This is a genomic window from Dehalobacter sp. 12DCB1 (genome assembly GCF_004343605.1).
GTDB lineage: Bacteria > Bacillota > Desulfitobacteriia > Desulfitobacteriales > Syntrophobotulaceae > Dehalobacter.
Genome location: NZ_POSF01000020.1, coordinates 107,399 through 123,450, shown reverse-complemented (window position 1 = coordinate 123,450; position 16,052 = coordinate 107,399). Strand labels below are relative to the sequence as shown.

The window sequence follows — 16,052 nt, the reverse complement described above, 5'->3', positions numbered from 1 at the left end:
TTCAAGCTCGTTTGTTTACCAAATTTCATTGACGAGTCTAGCTTTTTATTTCATTCTTGTTGTTCAGTTTTCAATGACCTTTGCGCTGCTGGAGACATTTTTATTCTCATTTATTCTCTAGCCACAGTTGATGATTTTAGCAGTTTCGTGTAGGAATGTCAACTACTAATTTTTCTATCGCTTGCTTTTGAATAAATTAGTTTATTTCATTCACATCACGTCATAGTCAATTGCTGCGTCTAAATCATCCGGCATACCTCCATTATTTAATCTATTGGAGGTATTTTCTCATGATCGGCGTGCGTAAGCTATGCACCAGAATATATTTGTTAGGCGCTTACTGTTATTTTTATGTTAATGATTTAACATAATTAAAAAAAATCTCATTGTTTCTTGCCAACTTCATTCAGATCTTTAAACAGCTTATTGGTAAGCTTGTCAAAAAAATAACTATTCTTGATTTCTCTTTTATAGCCATTTTATACTTATCCAAACAAAGAGCTTATTTCAATTAAATTAACAGGAAAGGAGATGTAATTAATTACTGCGTTGCTTCGTTTATACCATACTCACTTTAATAAGGAGATAAAAAAATGGGTAAATTAGAAAATAGAGTGGCTATCGTAACAGGTGCTGCCAGCGGAATGGGTAAAGCAATTGCGATCCTTTACGCGAAAGAAGGTGCTAAAGTTGCTGTCTCGGACCTAATTCTTAAGGATGTAGAAAACGTTGTTTATGAAATCGAGTCGGCTGGCGGGGTTGCTTTTCCCATAAAAGCGAACATTACCAATGAAGTTGATGTTCAAAATTTAGTCGACAGTACTGTGAATAAATTTGGTACGATAGATATTTTAGTGAATAACGCTGGTATTATGGATAATTTCGTACCAGCTGGAGCAGTAACTGACGAACTATGGGATCGTGTTTTTGCAGTTAATTCTACTGGGCCTATGCGTACAATCAGAAAAGTTCTTCCGATATTTATCACCAAAAAAAGTGGCACAATAGTTAACATTGCTTCAGTCGGAGGGTTATTTGGCTCGAGAGCTGGGGCAGCATACACTGCCTCAAAACATGCGATTGTAGGTTTAACAAAAAATGTCGGTTTTCAATATGCCACGCTCGGCATTCGCTGCAATGCAATTGCTCCAGGTGCTGTAAATACAAATATCGGTAAAACAATCTGTGACCCCCATGAATTTGGTATGGAAAGAGCAATGGCTGGAATTAATCTAAATCCAAGATCCGGTGAACCTAATGATATTGCTAAAGTTGCCTTGTTCCTTGCTTCAGATGAAGCTTCCTTTGTAAATGGTACGATTATTACTACGGATGCAGGCTGGACAGCTTATTAATTTGGGGCTTAAAGGATTCTCCAACCTTTCCTAATTGAAACACCCTCACGCTACAAATCATCACTACCCGCCAAACGGGTAGTGATGATTTGTAGCAAAAAAAGGCCGATGCATGCGATCGGTCTTAATTCATTTCGCTAGCAACGGCCCACTTTTCGCTTAATAAGACTACCTAAATATTAAATGGTCATTTTCCAGCTCGTATTCTTACATTCTTGTTTTTGTTATGTATCTTGGTCGGAAAAGAGCACGCAATAATCTACCTTGCACCACCATAGATGATTGATTACCCAGCCATGATCTTTCGACCATAACCAAGCAGGTCGCCACCTATAGTCATGGTTTGTTCGACCATACAAGATATCTTTACAGCTGACAGCAACCTCACGGCTGCAGCCAACCATTAATTCTATGACTTTGTAACGAACTTACAAACACATAGAATATACGACACCCGGCATGATCTTAGCTCGACCCTTAACGATAGGTTGGAACCCTAAAACAATAAAATTAATCGACTGCCTTAAAGCTTTTCCCAACCGTTAAAAATCTTCCCTCCGACTGCCTGAAAGCCTTCGACCTTCAGACAATCTTTGGCCAACCCGGTTACACCCCCAAAAGAGCATAACAGAATCTTGGCTCAACCATTACGTACCCTTTTACGGTCTTAGAATTTGCATTTTTACTGTTTTTTATCCAGGCAATAAATTCCTGACTTTTCGTTAGGATAGATCAGTCGCCAAAATCGAACAGATCACCGAGGAATGATCTTTTATTGTTTCTGCCATATTTTCCATGTTGACCATGTTCATGGTCATGGTCATGGTCTTGACCATGCTGCTTGTATTCATGCTCATAATTCCCGTATTCATTTACATATCCAGGTCTGCGTTCCTGAGTACTGTTCTCAGACTGGGATTTTTCGATGATTTTGTCCAATTCACCGCGATCGAGCCAGATTCCGCGGCACTGCGGGCAGTAATCAATTTCTACTCCTTTGCGTTCCGCCATCTGCAATTTCACATGACACACCGGACAATCCATGAACGACACCTCCACAAGAATTTTATTTACAGGATAAGCTTATATGCTTAATATTCGTTTAAAAATTCTGTTCTATACTGATTGACAAATACATTTTGATAGTGCAAATCCTGTTCCGTCCTGCGTAATTTTTGTTCCGCAGGATATCCAAGCCCGATCATACATTCCACTTTTAAGCCCCGGGGTATGTTAAGTACTTCCTGGATATATTCTTCCGTGGTCTTCCCCTCGGACTGATTTCTGTTTCTGACCTGAACCCAGCAGGAACCTAGTCCCATCGATTTTGCGGCCAATTGAATAATGATCGCAGCTATAGATGCATCTTCGGTCCAAACATCTGTCAGACTGCTGTCCGCCAGGACCACAATGGCCAAAGGGGCTCCGCTTAAGAAAGCTGATCCGTGCTCCCTTGCTACGGAAAGTTTCTGAAGGAGGTCACGATCTTCCACAACGATGAAACGCTGCGGCTGAATCCCTCTGCCGGAAGGAGCCAATAAGGCAGCTTTGACCAGGTTTTGGATTCTATCTTTTTCTATTGCAGATGGGCTGTATTTGCGGATACTTCTTCTTTCATATAACAAATCAAGCATATTTATCCCTACCTTTCCTTATACCTGTCATTCAGTTTATTTTTCCACTCCCTGTTTGGACAGATAACCATTAGTTCTGTTCGGTTAAAGCTTTGCTTTATTTTAATTTCTTTTTAGCTTTGTTTCTACTCTCTTTATTTATTTGTATACTGCTTCCCAAATAATAGGTCATATTCCAGCAGCCAGTAATCTTCTTTTGTTTCCTGGAATGATGATGGCAACTCGTTGTACACCTGCCCGTACTGGTCAACAAAGACTGTTTTTCCGTAAACGGGCAGTACATCAGCCATTCGCCCGGTATAATCAAAAATAGCATTTTTCGGATAATTCAGCTGTTCCAACAAATAGGCTCCCAGAAACGACGAGCTGATAAGTCCTAAATTCGAGGTCCTTTGTATTTTTTTGACTGCGCCTGCCAAACTTTTATCCGCAGTGATTTCAGCAGTGTCCGGCTGATCGTTTGACCAAATGATCAGCGGAACCGACTTCATTTTTAAGGTATCTCCAGTGGACCATTCGTTTTCATTCCGGGTAATATAACTAGTTTCTTTATAAACCTGATAATCCTTGCCTAAAAAAGGCAGGTGATCCCCGAAGTAAACGACGATTGTCGGCCTATTCGATTCCCGCAGATAGTCAGTCAAAAAAGCCAGCGACGTATCTGCATCTTGTACGCCTTCCGCATAAGTGTCTAAAATTCCTTTTCCTTCGGACGTCAGACTGCCTGAGGTACTCACCGCATGGTCATTATAGCGGTCAGCCGGATAAGGACCGTGATTTTGCATGGTTACAGCAAAAATGAACTCCGGCTGATCGGCAGTTTGAAGCTCTTGAATAATTCTTTTACTTACTTCCATATCTCCGATATATTCGCCGTCAATTTCTGCCCCACTGAAATCTTCCAGACTGTAAAAGTGCTGAAAACCCAGCAGCGGGTAAATCTTGTCCCTGTCATAAAACCAGCTGTGATAGGGATGGATGGCCGTCGTTTCATAGCCGTAACGCTGAAGCAGGCTGGGCAGAGCCGGCAGTGATTTTGTGACATACTGCTGGTAAGCTATTGCTCCCTGAGGCAGGAAATTTGTCGATAACCCTGTCAAAAACTCAAATTCCACATTTGCCGTACTTCCTCCAAACACAGGGGACAATATTTCACCCGAAGTGCCCTCATTGCTTAATTCTCTAAAATTGGGCAGCGGATCTTCAGAAAAAACAACATTCGGAAGTCTTGTAGGGTCCCAAAAAGATTCATCTAATATGACAACAATATCCGGCTTCATTCCGCTGTCTTGAACACTGGCAACCATGGCAGACGAACTGGCTTTGTCACCAGCAATGATCTTGTCGATGGTTTCTTCACTGTAGCCAGTCGGCTCAAAAACCATGACATATTCCGTGTTCATCATAAAACCTAGGAGAAAACCGTTCTGTAAGCTATTTTGGGTTTGAACCCAGTAGATATGTTCGATTTCTGCCATTTTAAACAACGTCTGAATCGGCGTATGCCGGTAAAAAACAAGAACAGGAATCAGAATCCCGACACCTACGAGTACACAGATTCTGGTCCTTAAGCGAAGATGGTCCTTCGGAATCAGGAATGTTCCAGCCAAAATAAAAAGTATGATCACCACACCAAGAAGAACAAGGACCGGCACCACTTCTCCGGAAATCTTCGGCAGTAAATTATAAACCTGGTTAAATCTTCCAAAATCCCAAGGGAACAAAGGATCGCCTAAAAACTGTTTCTTTACCGTATTCGTTACCGCAAGTAAAATCAGCAGGACAGATGAAGAAATGATCGTAAGGCGCAGATTTCCGGTAAGAAAAAGAAAAAAACACAGAATGACAATTGCCAGGAAATCGTTGATCAGAAATACCAGAAAATCGGAAGTTATCCACCCAAAAGCTAATTTAAAATCTCCCCGTTGAATCATTTCGACAGCAATGACCTGGATGAACGCTGTGGCTGCAATCCAGATCAGAAAGCCCTTGGCTGACAATTTCCTGGTTCTCAAACGGTTTCTAACAAATCCTTGGAAGGCCTTCCCCATATAAGACATCGATAATTCTTTTTCCTCCCAGTCTTGTTTTCACGGTCACGAGAGGTCTTCCGGTCTCCGCGACGCTACCAATCAGCCTCGCGTTAGTGCCAAGCCGATTTTGCTTAAGAATTTCCAAAGCCTGGTCTGAATGCTCTTGAGCGGTGATACAGAGAAACTTCCCTTCATTGGCCATATAGAGTGGATCCAGGCCTAAAATGTCACAGAAAGATTTGACTTCCGGATCCACAGGGATGCTTTTCTCTTCAATCTCTATGGCATGGTTCGAAGCTTCGGCAATCTCATTTAGGACCGTACCTAAGCCTCCCCGGGTAATATCCCTCATCGCACGGACTTCAACGCCTGCCTGAAGCAAAGCATCGACCATCGGTCCAAGATTCTCACAGTCACTTTGGATCGAATTGGCGATTTCCATGCGTTGGGACATGATGCAGGCGTGATGGTTACCTAAGTCACCGCTGACAATGAGGGCATCTCCCTTACGGATAGCATCCGTACCAATCTGTTTACCGCTTTTTCTGAAACCAAGACCAGCTGTATTGATATACAAACCGCCGTTTCCCTGAACGACCTTGGTATCTCCGGCGACAATTTTAATGCCTGCCTCTTTGGCCGTTTTACTCAGAGATGCGACGACGCGGTCAAGTAAATCTATCTCGAGACCTTCTTCCAGAATAAATCCCGCTGTCAGATACTGAGGTTCGGCTCCGGCCATCCAGAGATCATTTACCGTTCCGCAGACAGCAAGCTTGCCAATATTCCCTCCCGGAAATTCCAGAGGCGTCACCACAAAAGAATCAGTTGTCATCGCCAGCGGATATTTGGAAACCGGCAGGATGGCCGAATCTTCCATTTTATCAAGGTAATCGTTGGCCAGATATTTATGGAAAAGATCCTTAATAAGCTCCCTGGTAGCATTGCCACCGCTTCCATGCGCCATTACAATCTTCACTTACTCACCCACTCATTTTTCATTACAGGCTGCTTAGCCTGAGTCCATCTGTAAACTATCTTACTGTATCTACCTTATCTATCTTATTTATCTTCTTAGTATATTTTCCCGACTTATTTTTTCATACGCAACATTTAAACGTTGATTACAAATTTATGAATGGATTACTTTCTGGTAAACCGGAACCAGATGCCGCAGGTACCTTCAGACGATACCATACAGGGCCCTTGCGCTTTGGCCGGTGTACAGGCCTTACCGAACATCGGACACTCATCAGGGTTAATCTTGCCAAGGATAACCTCGCCGCAACGACAGTTCGTCGATTTTTGAGCATCGCCGACAAGATCGGTCGAACCGGCATCATATTGCCGGTATTTTTGATTCAGATATAAACCAGAGTCCTCAATAACGCCGATTCCGCGCCAAAAGGCAGGTCCGGCTTCAAAATAGTCGCTGATATATGTTAAAGCAATCGCGTTCCCTTCCGGCTTAACCACAGAAGGATAAAGATTATGCACTTCGTGTTTATGATTTTCGACTTGTTTGACCAAATCATAAATGGCGATCAGGATATGTTCTCCTTCAAAGCCGGCTACGGCAAAAGGCTTCATATACTGCTCCGCCAAACCGGCATAAGCCTGCGAACCAAGAATCGTGCTGACATGCCCCGGCGCAATAAACGCTGATATTTCATTATCCGTGGCGCAGATGAAGTCCAGAGCCGGCATAACCCTGCGCAGCGCCGTCAAGAACCTGATATTGGTCAGACCGGAACGCTCCATTTGTTGGATAACCAGCGCATAAGACGGAATCGTGGTTTCAAAACCGACGCAGGCGATCACATACGTAAGTTCCGGGTTAGCTGCGGCCTTTTTAAGCGCTTCCTGCGGTGAGTACATGATCTCGACCTTTGCCCCGTCCGCCTTGGCCTCACTTAAAGATTTCTCCGAGCCCGGCACTTTCATCATATCGCCAAAGGTCAGCAGCACGCAGTTCGGTGTCATGGCCCATTCGATGGCTTTATCAATATAGGAAGCCGGAGTTACGCACACCGGACAGCCCGGACCGGATATAAGCCTGATCTTTGGTGAAAGCAGACTGCGTATGCCGTTTTTAAAGATTGAGGAAGTATGAGTTCCGCATACTTCCATGATTTTAAGCTCTTGATGATCGCCCGCAAGCTCTTTCCGTATATGATCAAGATTCATATTTCAGTGACTCCAATTCTACAAATAACTCCAATATTTCATCGGCAGTGTCCTTCTGAATAACTTCAATGGCGCATCCTGCATGAACCAGTACGTAATCACCTGCTTGGGCATCTACCAGGGCCATATTAACATCAATAATATTCCCCTGGAAATCAACCTTGCCGGTAAAGTCATTCACTTCCACCACTTTCCCGGGAACAGCCACACACATTTCGTTCACCACCCTGTTCAAATGCCGCTAGTCTCTTTCGTACCCTATCAGCTCAAAATTGTGATATATAGGATTTAAGGTTGACCTCATACTGAAATCATTTTATTACGGTTCACCTAAAAAAGCAAAGAATAGCCTTTTAACCTTTTTTTTGCAGTAGCCATCCTGCAACGTCTTCAAAACCTTGTCCGGTTTTAGCGTTAACTTCAAACACCGGTGCAGTTTTGTTCAATGCTCTTACTCCCTTAAGGAAAAATTCATCGTTGAAATCAACATACGTTTTCAAGTCACATTTCGTAAGCAGAATCACGTCGGCTTTTTCAAAAGCCAGCGGATATTTATACGGTTTATCACTGCCCTCAGCCGCTGAGCAAATCAGCATTTTGATATGCTCACCAATTTGGAATTCTGCCGGGCAGACCAAATTACCGATATTTTCGATGAACAACAATCCGGGCTTATCAAAAGACAATCCGTCCAGGGAACTCTGGATTGTAGGCGCATCCAGATGACATGCTCCATTCGTGTTAATCTGGATCGCTTCAATACCTAACTCTTTGAGCTTGACCGTGTCAATATCCGATTCGATGTCTCCTTCAATCACATATACTTTGTTTTCGGAAAGCTGCCGGATGAGATTAATAATGCTCGATGTCTTTCCTGCTCCGGGAGCCCCCATGATATTCACAACAAATACACCCATCTTGCCCAGTTTTTCCTGCGTCGCAAAGGCTATCCTGTCATTTTCATCAAAAATGTTCTGAACAACCTGAATTTCTTTTTCTGCCACTTAAAGCCCCCCTTTTTATTCTGTTTCTATTTCAATATCTTTAACATAGAATTCTTTTCCAATGTTTGTTGGCATGCCATCATTGCCGCAGTCAGGGCAGGCAAAAGAAAACGGCTGACGCGTATAATGAATATTACAGTCAGGGCAGTACCACTTGGCTTTAATATTTTCCATCTCAAGAACAGCCCCCTCACAGAGCGTGCCTTTCGAAATAATATCAAAATACATTTGAATGGATTCGCCAATGAAGCCGGACTGCTCCCCGACAACCAAGGTAATGCGCGTAACACTACGCGCATTATTCTCCTTGGCTTTTCCGGAAGCAATTTTTATAATTTGTTCAGTAATCGGATATTCATGCATCTTCTTCTACTGTTTCCACCTGTGTAAGATTATTCTGAGCTTCTGTCCCGGAAGTAACTTCCTGGACGACAGGCCCATATGCGGTAAACAACTTACTCGATTTATCTCTCATTGGCGCAGTGTAACTTCTTTGGGTATTCAGGCAATTCTTCGGGCATACCTGAACGCAGAAATTGCAAACAATACAACGCGTACGGTCGATTTCCCATTTTTTATCGGGTTTAGCGACTTCAATGGCTGTAGCCGGACATCTCCGGGAACAAATGCCGCAGAACGAACAATCATCTATCTTAGCCATTTCAATGCTGCCGCGCGTATTCGGATAAAATTCATTTTTGATGACCGGATACATCGCTGTAGCAGGCTTGCTGAATAAACTTTTCATAATTGTTTTATTGATTACATTAAAAGCCATGCGTCTCTCCCTACCTTTCCGTACAGCTGATACAAGGATCAATGGTCAATGCCAGTACCGGAACATCTGCAAGGTCTGCGCCCGGCAATATTTTCAGCAACGCAGGGATATTCGCAAACGTCGGTGTCCTGACTCTGAACCTGTCCAAATATTTTGTACCGTTGCCTTTGGCGTAGTAGAAAGCCTGGCCCCGCGGCTGCTCCAGACGGGCGATATATTCTCCGTTTGGATTGCCCTTCACCTTCATATCAACTTCACCGTCAGGTATCTTTTCAATACACTGACGAATCAGGTCCAGCGACTGGTATAATTCACGCACCCGAACCACGGTACGGGCGTAGCAATCACCGTCTTTCTCGACGATTGGCTCAAAATTCAGATCGCCGTAAGCGGCATAGCCTAAGGTACGCATATCCTCCACAACACCGCTGCCCCTCAAGGTCGGACCAACGGCGCCCAGATCGATCGCTTCCTGATAGGTCAGGACTCCTATGCCCCTGGTTCTCTTCTGAACGGAATAGTCCCGTACAAATACGTCTGTCACTGCTTTAGCTTCTTCACCGATGTCTTTGATAATACGCTTTATTCTATTCAATGTGTCGTTATCAATATCTTTCCAGACCCCGCCAATTTTACATACACTAAATATAACTCTACCGCCGGTGGTCTCTTCAAAAATATCAAGCACTTTTTCCCTGATTCGCCAGCAATGCATAAACAGGCTTTCAAATCCATAACCATCGGCCATGAGACCGAGCCAGAGCAAGTGGCTGTGTACCCTGGAAAGTTCCGCCCAGATGGTACGCAGGTATTTGGCGCGGGGTGGAATGTCCACGCCCATCATGCCTTCCAGCGTCTGAGCATAGGCCTGTCCGTGAATAAAACTGCAGATCCCGCAAATACGCTCAATGACATAGATCATTTCATTAAAATCTCTTTTTTCAACCAGCTTTTCCAAGCCTCTGTGCACAAACCCGATCGAAGGAACAGCGCCAACTACTTTCTCATCTTCCATAATAAGATCTAGATGGAGCGGTTCAGGCAGTACCGGATGCTGAGGCCCAAATGGAATTATTGTTCGCTCACCCATATTACCATTCCTCTCCTATTCTTTCATATCCGCGGCAGTTACGCTGAAAGGCTGTTTAACTGCTGTCTCGTAAAATGTCCCCTGAAAATCGACTGCCATTCCGCTGACATTAACGCCATAAAGGTCATGGATCTCGTTTTCATAAAGAAACGCTGCAAAATATACACCGCTGATACTCGGAACGGTATCGCCAACCTGGACATCTAATCTCAAAGTTTCCAAAGTCAAGTCGAGTTTTTCAAACGAATAAAGTAAATACATTTCCGATAGCGTTTTGGTGCCGCAGATTTGAACCAGTCGATACCCATTTTGCAAATACTGCTTTGAACGGTCAACAAGCTCTTCAGTCGCGACCGGATTAATGATACATTCCGTCATCTATTTCGCCACCTTCCCTAAGTTCTTATATTTTTCCTCAAGGACTCCCAAAGCCTGAACGACACCGTCAATGATCGCTTCAGGTCTGGCAGCGCATCCAGGGACATAGACGTCTACTGGAATGACGTTATCGATTCCGCCCTGGACATTATAGCATTCGCGGAAGATTCCTCCGGAAGTGGCGCAAGCTCCGATTGCCACTACAACTTTCGGATCAGCCATCTGGTCATAAATATTTTTAATTACCGCTTTATTTTGTTCATTGACAGATCCAGTCACGACAAAAATATCAGCATGCTTAGGATTGCCAATATTCAAAACGCCAAAACGTTCGACATCATATAAAGGCGTCAGACAAGCCAGTACTTCGATATCACAGCCGTTGCAGCTGGAGGCGTCGTAATGAACCAGCCAAGGAGACTTCGGCAAGTATGACAAATCATTTCACTCCAATCAGTATAAAAATGTATTTAGTTTTGCTCGGGTTAGTCCCCGTAGTGGAAGCCGCTTTCGGTCGTTGTGTCATCCATTACAGTGACATAGTCTGCAGCATGATCGTTAAATGTTAATTTAGAATCGCCGCCCTTGGCACATTGTATCCCGTTATCTAAGCGCCAGATAGGCGATGTTGCCTACGCCAAGTACAAGTGCAACGATCCAGGCGCTTCCAAGCGCAGACTGCCATTTCAGACGGGAATAGTTGTTGTCAATCCAGATTTCCAGGAAATAGACGACGACCGCCAGAATTAAGGCAATGATCGGGCTTGACGCAAAAAACAGACAAACAATGCCCAACAGCAACACATTTTCATACCAGTGGGCAATCTCAATCAGCGCCAAATCCGTCCCGGAAAACTCTGTGATAATCCCGCGGACAATCTCCTGATGCGCATGATGAGACATCGATATATCAAAAGGTGATTTACGAAATTTAATGGTTAGGATAAACAGGAATCCAAGAAAAATACCTGGCAGACTGTAAATCAGTGGTTGGTCATACATTGCGATATCCCAAACATTAAAACTTTTTGTCACCATATACATTCCTACAGTCGTTAAGATCACCATCGGCTCATAGGCCATGATTTGCAGCATTTCTCTTTCTGCACCGATATAGGCGTACGGTGAAAAAGTAGAGTAGGCCGCGATGATCAGAAAGACGCTGGCGAGCGTTAAAGCGAAAATTGCCAGCAGCAAGTCTCCGCCGCCAAAGAAAATGGCTCCCGAGATTATCACAAATACGATGAAACAGATGATGTACAGCCTCTGCTGTGAATTTACCGCAATGCTGCTTTTATTCATCAATTTAAAAACATCGTAGAAAGGCTGCAGAATCGGCGGGCCGTATCTGCTCTGCATCCTGGCTGATATCCTGCGATCCACCCCAGCAATCAAACCGCCGATAAACGGGGCCAGAATGATATAGAGAATGACGATTAACCAAGCATAACTTCCACTCATATGATCCCCACCCCAAACATTATGATAATTAGAACAATACTGCTCACAACGCCAAGTTTAAACAGTTTGCTCTCGCCAAAAATACTTTCCAGATAGAAACTCCTCACCGTTATTTCTCTTGTAAGTCCGAGAGAGCCATAAAATCTCTCTTTTTCGGAAGTATTGAGTCCTGCCAGGTACTGCGGCTTATACTGAACATTCTTGTGCGTGAACGATAGACTAACTGGCAGAATAACCATCAGTCCGACCATAATCAGAAGGATGATGACATTACCCTGATCGAGCAGGTAGGTCTGATTATAGATCGATGCAATAAACGGCTCCAGAGAATATTTCGAGATAAGCGGGAACAGCAGGCAAACCCCAATTGTTAAAACAGCAAGAGTAGTTAACGCGAAGCGTTCTGTCGCCGGGACCTTCGGTTGGAATTCCGGTGGTTTTTCTTTAACCATCAGAAGCTTACCGAGCCATTTAGTCCAGAAGAATAAAGTTGCTGCACTGCCAAAGGCCACAAATACCGTAAGCATCGGATTTGCTGTAACCAATCCTTCAAGAGCCGCCCATTTACTTATTAGCATTCCGAACGGAGCAAGAAACATTCCCGCAATCCCGACGACCATACCAATTGCAATCTTCGGCATTTTGGTTATCAGTCCGTCCATGGACTCGATGACACGGTCACCAATGTTATGCTCAACTGTACCCACGGACAGGAACAGCAAAGACTTGGCAATCGCATGGAAGATTACAAGCATGAGCGCAGCCCACATCAATTGATAGGTCCCAATACCCGCACAGACAATAATCAGGACAAGATTGGCGATCGTGGAATACGCAAGTACACGTTTGGCATCCGACTGGGAAATTGCCATAAAGGATGTCAGGACAAATGTCACCGCCCCAACCATCGCGACAAATAGTCCGACCATTGAACCGCCGTCAACAAAAGCAAAAACCGGTGAAAGTCTGATGATTAAGTACACACCAGCTTTAATCATGGTACTGGAATGGAGCAGTGCGGAAACAGGAGTCGGCGCAACCATCGCTCCAAGCAGCCAAGAAGAAAACGGCATCTGGGCAGCCTTCGTTAACCCGGCAAACGCAAGTAAAGCTGTCGGCAGAAGCACTACGGTAGACGCAAGCTCCGGCAGCTGGTTCAACTCAATCGTATGTGCATTGATAAATAAGTAGACAATGGCAATGGAAAAACCAAGTCCGCCAAGTAGGTTCATGTTTAAAGCCCTGAATGCATTCTTAATCGCAATTTCTTCGCGGCTGTAACCGATCAGGAAGAATGAACTGAATGTGGTAATTTCCCAAAAGAAATAAAGCCACATCAGATTGTTGGCAAAAACAACCCCATACATCGCTCCCAGAAAAACGAAGATAACGAAAAAGAAAAACGGGGTTCTGTCTTTAACGTCCTTGTGATGATGATGATAATCCTTCATATAGCCAACAGCAAATATCGCTATCATACTGCTGATGACGCCAATGATCAGTGTCATGATCAAAGAGAGATTATCAACAAATAAATTATACGATGTCTGAATCTCTTCCCCATAAGAACCTTCAAACCATATCATAATTGCAGCACTGGTAAGCATCAAAAGCCCAGCCAGATACTGTTTGTATTTCAGCGAAATACCAATGACAATGACTGCTAGAATGATCTCAACAGCGAATATTCCAAGATCAATATATTGATTATCCAGATTAAAAAATACTGCCCCTGTGTTAAAATACTGAACAACCAAATATACTGATGCTACAGTCAGAATGATTGTCGACAGCACCACAATGCCTTTTCGTACGGCCGGCTGCGGCAGGATAAGCAAAAGCAGTGCAACAACAATTGGAAATGAAATAAGAAATAGCACAGTGTTCATAGTGTCCTCTTTCCCCTTAATTATTATTCATTCATTAACCTCATTATGGACTCGCTAGCAGAATAAGGTGCCCAGTTCTTATTCTACCTTCTGTAATTATTATGTCCCCCTTTCCAATAATGTAAAATATGGTTTCAGAATTGTTTCAAACCAAGGTTTAGTATTTAGTATAAGGACTAACTTCGATAATTTCAACAATATTGCAACAATTTTCTAAACTTTTTTTGAGAAAGTTCAAACTATTCAAAATTTTCTGCTTCTTTTGCTCAGTATACCCAAAAGAATTTCTCTGTTCCTCTGGATTTCTTCATTGGTATTATTAATGTTAGCGTGTTCTTCTCTTTGGTTACTGAAAATCGTCCATAAATTTATCGGTGCAGTCTCACACTGCACCGTTTATTGTCTCAAAATCATTTATAACTTCTTCAGGGCAGCATCAATTTGGCTTACAGCTTTCTCAATATTCTCCAAGGAATTTGCATAGGAAATCCTCAGATATCCCTCGCCGTATTCACCGAATGAACTGCCCCAAAGCGTCGCAACGCCCGCTTCGTTTAACAGGTATTCAGCCATCTCCTTACTGGTTTTCCCAAAAGCTTTAATATTTGGGAACACGTAAAAAGCACCGCGCGGTTTCAGACAGGTAACACCACTGATGGCATTCAGTCCGTCAACAATCCGGTCCCTTCTGATTCTGAACTGCTCTGCCCTTTTTAAGACTTCGTCCTGCGATCCGGTCAAAGCTTCAATACAAGCCATTTGTGTAAAACCTGCCAGACAGGATGTACTGTTGACAACGAGTTTGCCAATTTGTTGAGCGGCTTCTTTCGGCATGATACCGTACCCGGCACGCCAGCCGGTCATTGCATAGGTCTTCGAAAATCCGTTAAGTATAATGGTTTTTTCTCTCATATGCGGAAGCGAAGAGATCGAAAAAGACGACTCCTCATAGACGACATTCTCATAAATTTCATCCGAGAGAATCACAATATTCCGGTCAGCCAGAAAATCGGCGATTTCCTGGTAGTCTTCTTTGGTCAGCATTCCGCCGGTCGGGTTTTGCGGTGAGTTGATAATTACCATTCTTGTTTTGTCTGTCACAAGGGTTTTAAATTCCTGGATATCCATCCTGAACTCATTTTCTTCGCGCAGCGGAATCGGTACCGGGACTCCCCCGACAAACTTAATGACAGATTCATAGATAGGAAAACCAGGGTTCGGATAAATAACCTCATCTCCGGGGTTAACCGTGGCTAAAATCGCGTAAAACATGATCGGCTTGCCGCCTGCCGTCATGACCACTTCTTCAGGGTCAATTTTATAGCCTCTTTTACCGCCCGCATAATCCGCAACCGCCCGTCTTGCCTCCAGCAAGCCCGAAGAAGGCGTGTATTTTGTCATGCCCGCCCGCATGCATTCCATTCCTTTTTCTATAATATTGGGCAACGTCGGAAAATCCGGCTCGCCAATCTCAAGATGAACGATTTCCCTTCCCTGCGCTTCCAAAACCTTAGCCTTCGCCAGCATTTCAAAAGCTGTTTCACTGCCCAGTCTGTTCATCCGATCTGCAAATATCATACTCATAATCCTATATCTCCATCCTCAAGTTGATCATTTCATTATATTTTACCTGAAAAAGCAAGATGAAATCAACCTAAAAAAGTCTGCTCACAAATACAAACCTATTCTGCCTCCCGCAGTCGTTCCACGATACTTTGCTTGTCCGTCATGGCATACAATACCAAAGAATCATCACACCAAAGGCATTACTTCTCAGCTGTTTCTTGGCGGCAGCAATATTATGTGCCTGTACAAAGGCGTAAAGTTCATTTTTCAGAGCAAGGATAATGCCATTACTTAAGGCAACTTGACATTATGAGTATTCAATTATATCAATACCTTATTTTACCATAAAGTAAAACTACTCTTTGGGCTGTCGTAGAACGCCTCACAGGTTCCCGCTGCGTCCTAACCGCGTCCTGTAGTAAACCCTAAACCTTTTTCCATTACTCGGGTCTATCGTTATTTCCCATTGCAGTTGCATTCATTACGAGGCGGTCGATCGTTTGTTTACGAGCATCTTCAAGCATAAATGTGTATTCACAGATTTCTCCGCCAACGAGACTTCTTAAGCTAGCAATAATGTTACCTCCTAGGCCCCTACTCCTTACGACTAACCCAAACACTTGACCCTTTACTTCTTTCGCTTTGTAACCAGTGATGTTTTCATTCATCGTGTTTCA

16 protein-coding genes and 1 pseudogene are annotated in these 16,052 nt (G+C 43.6%); 1 reads left to right on the top strand and 16 read right to left on the bottom strand.

The window, feature by feature from the left end:
• Window positions 1-593 precede the first annotated feature (593 nt).
• A complete protein-coding gene (locus C1I38_RS13635) occupies window positions 594-1,355 on the top strand; it encodes an SDR family oxidoreductase (protein ID WP_026156134.1) in 762 nt (253 codons plus the stop codon).
• Window positions 1,356-2,087: 732 nt separating this feature from the next.
• Here C1I38_RS13635 and C1I38_RS13630 read toward each other — a convergent pair.
• The 16 genes and pseudogenes from C1I38_RS13630 to C1I38_RS13550 all read right to left on the bottom strand — a co-directional run.
• The gene (locus C1I38_RS13630; protein WP_083916677.1) at window positions 2,088-2,399 is read right to left on the bottom strand and encodes a zf-TFIIB domain-containing protein; all 312 of its coding nucleotides are present in this window, start codon (window positions 2,397-2,399) and stop codon (window positions 2,088-2,090) included.
• Between the two features lie 47 nt (window positions 2,400-2,446).
• Entirely contained in the window at window positions 2,447-2,989 is a 543-nt protein-coding gene (locus C1I38_RS13625; protein ID WP_020490792.1) for a nitroreductase family protein, read from the bottom strand.
• A 134-nt stretch (window positions 2,990-3,123) separates the two neighbouring features.
• Window positions 3,124-5,049: an LTA synthase family protein gene (locus tag C1I38_RS13620; protein WP_243109318.1), complete on the bottom strand. Its 1,926-nt coding sequence runs from the start codon at window positions 5,047-5,049 to the stop codon at window positions 3,124-3,126.
• Window positions 5,012-6,001, bottom strand: a complete 990-nt coding sequence (hypE, locus tag C1I38_RS13615) for a hydrogenase expression/formation protein HypE (RefSeq protein WP_020490794.1) — start codon at window positions 5,999-6,001, stop codon at window positions 5,012-5,014. Before hypE ends, C1I38_RS13620 begins: the two co-directional genes overlap by 38 nt.
• Window positions 6,002-6,165: 164 nt before the next feature.
• The gene (hypD, locus tag C1I38_RS13610) at window positions 6,166-7,209 is read right to left on the bottom strand and encodes a hydrogenase formation protein HypD (RefSeq protein ID WP_020490795.1); all 1,044 of its coding nucleotides are present in this window, start codon (window positions 7,207-7,209) and stop codon (window positions 6,166-6,168) included.
• Window positions 7,199-7,423, bottom strand: coding sequence for a HypC/HybG/HupF family hydrogenase formation chaperone (locus C1I38_RS13605; protein WP_026156136.1), 225 nt, complete (start codon window positions 7,421-7,423; stop codon window positions 7,199-7,201). The genes hypD and C1I38_RS13605 overlap by 11 nt, the downstream gene beginning before the upstream one ends.
• A 139-nt stretch (window positions 7,424-7,562) precedes the next feature.
• Complete coding sequence (gene hypB / locus C1I38_RS13600) at window positions 7,563-8,213, bottom strand: hydrogenase nickel incorporation protein HypB (RefSeq protein WP_020490797.1); 651 nt, start codon at window positions 8,211-8,213, stop codon at window positions 7,563-7,565.
• Between the two features lie 15 nt (window positions 8,214-8,228).
• A complete protein-coding gene (gene hypA / locus C1I38_RS13595) occupies window positions 8,229-8,576 on the bottom strand; it encodes a hydrogenase maturation nickel metallochaperone HypA (protein ID WP_119776585.1) in 348 nt (115 codons plus the stop codon).
• Window positions 8,569-8,991: a 4Fe-4S binding protein gene (locus C1I38_RS13590; protein ID WP_119776587.1), complete on the bottom strand. Its 423-nt coding sequence runs from the start codon at window positions 8,989-8,991 to the stop codon at window positions 8,569-8,571. Before C1I38_RS13590 ends, hypA begins: the two co-directional genes overlap by 8 nt.
• 10 nt (window positions 8,992-9,001) lie before the next feature.
• Window positions 9,002-10,081: a nickel-dependent hydrogenase large subunit gene (locus C1I38_RS13585; RefSeq protein WP_020490799.1), complete on the bottom strand. Its 1,080-nt coding sequence runs from the start codon at window positions 10,079-10,081 to the stop codon at window positions 9,002-9,004.
• 15 nt (window positions 10,082-10,096) lie between these two features.
• The gene (locus C1I38_RS13580; RefSeq protein ID WP_119776589.1) at window positions 10,097-10,459 is read right to left on the bottom strand and encodes an NADH-quinone oxidoreductase subunit C; all 363 of its coding nucleotides are present in this window, start codon (window positions 10,457-10,459) and stop codon (window positions 10,097-10,099) included.
• Complete coding sequence (gene nuoB, locus C1I38_RS13575) at window positions 10,460-10,897, bottom strand: NADH-quinone oxidoreductase subunit NuoB (protein WP_020490801.1); 438 nt, start codon at window positions 10,895-10,897, stop codon at window positions 10,460-10,462.
• 165 nt (window positions 10,898-11,062) lie between these two features.
• The gene (locus tag C1I38_RS13570) at window positions 11,063-11,920 is read right to left on the bottom strand and encodes a complex I subunit 1 family protein (RefSeq protein WP_020490802.1); all 858 of its coding nucleotides are present in this window, start codon (window positions 11,918-11,920) and stop codon (window positions 11,063-11,065) included.
• On the bottom strand, window positions 11,917-13,809 hold the full coding sequence (locus tag C1I38_RS13565; RefSeq protein WP_132102195.1) for a proton-conducting transporter membrane subunit: 1,893 nt from the start codon (window positions 13,807-13,809) through the stop codon (window positions 11,917-11,919). Before C1I38_RS13565 ends, C1I38_RS13570 begins: the two co-directional genes overlap by 4 nt.
• 414 nt (window positions 13,810-14,223) lie before the next feature.
• Window positions 14,224-15,393 (bottom strand): pyridoxal phosphate-dependent aminotransferase, encoded by a 1,170-nt coding sequence (locus C1I38_RS13560; protein ID WP_119776592.1) that lies wholly within the window; start codon window positions 15,391-15,393, stop codon window positions 14,224-14,226.
• Between the two features lie 437 nt (window positions 15,394-15,830).
• A pseudogene (locus C1I38_RS13550) lies at window positions 15,831-16,043 on the bottom strand (heavy metal-binding domain-containing protein); the annotation flags it as partial.
• Window positions 16,044-16,052 lie beyond the last annotated feature (9 nt).

Coding starts and splice junctions, on each gene's coding strand:
- C1I38_RS13635 (WP_026156134.1), top strand. CDS start 594: ATGGGTAAATTAGAAAATAGAGTGGCTATCGTAACAGGTGCTGCCAGC.
- C1I38_RS13630 (WP_083916677.1), bottom strand. CDS start 2,399: ATGGATTGTCCGGTGTGTCATGTGAAATTGCAGATGGCGGAACGCAAA.
- C1I38_RS13625 (WP_020490792.1), bottom strand. CDS start 2,989: ATGCTTGATTTGTTATATGAAAGAAGAAGTATCCGCAAATACAGCCCA.
- C1I38_RS13620 (WP_243109318.1), bottom strand. CDS start 5,049: ATGTCTTATATGGGGAAGGCCTTCCAAGGATTTGTTAGAAACCGTTTG.
- hypD (WP_020490795.1), bottom strand. CDS start 7,209: ATGAATCTTGATCATATACGGAAAGAGCTTGCGGGCGATCATCAAGAG.
- C1I38_RS13605 (WP_026156136.1), bottom strand. CDS start 7,423: ATGTGTGTGGCTGTTCCCGGGAAAGTGGTGGAAGTGAATGACTTTACC.
- hypA (WP_119776585.1), bottom strand. CDS start 8,576: ATGCATGAATATCCGATTACTGAACAAATTATAAAAATTGCTTCCGGA.
- C1I38_RS13590 (WP_119776587.1), bottom strand. CDS start 8,991: ATGGCTTTTAATGTAATCAATAAAACAATTATGAAAAGTTTATTCAGC.
- C1I38_RS13585 (WP_020490799.1), bottom strand. CDS start 10,081: ATGGGTGAGCGAACAATAATTCCATTTGGGCCTCAGCATCCGGTACTG.
- C1I38_RS13580 (WP_119776589.1), bottom strand. CDS start 10,459: ATGACGGAATGTATCATTAATCCGGTCGCGACTGAAGAGCTTGTTGAC.
- C1I38_RS13570 (WP_020490802.1), bottom strand. CDS start 11,920: ATGAGTGGAAGTTATGCTTGGTTAATCGTCATTCTCTATATCATTCTG.
- C1I38_RS13565 (WP_132102195.1), bottom strand. CDS start 13,809: ATGAACACTGTGCTATTTCTTATTTCATTTCCAATTGTTGTTGCACTG.
- C1I38_RS13560 (WP_119776592.1), bottom strand. CDS start 15,393: ATGAGTATGATATTTGCAGATCGGATGAACAGACTGGGCAGTGAAACA.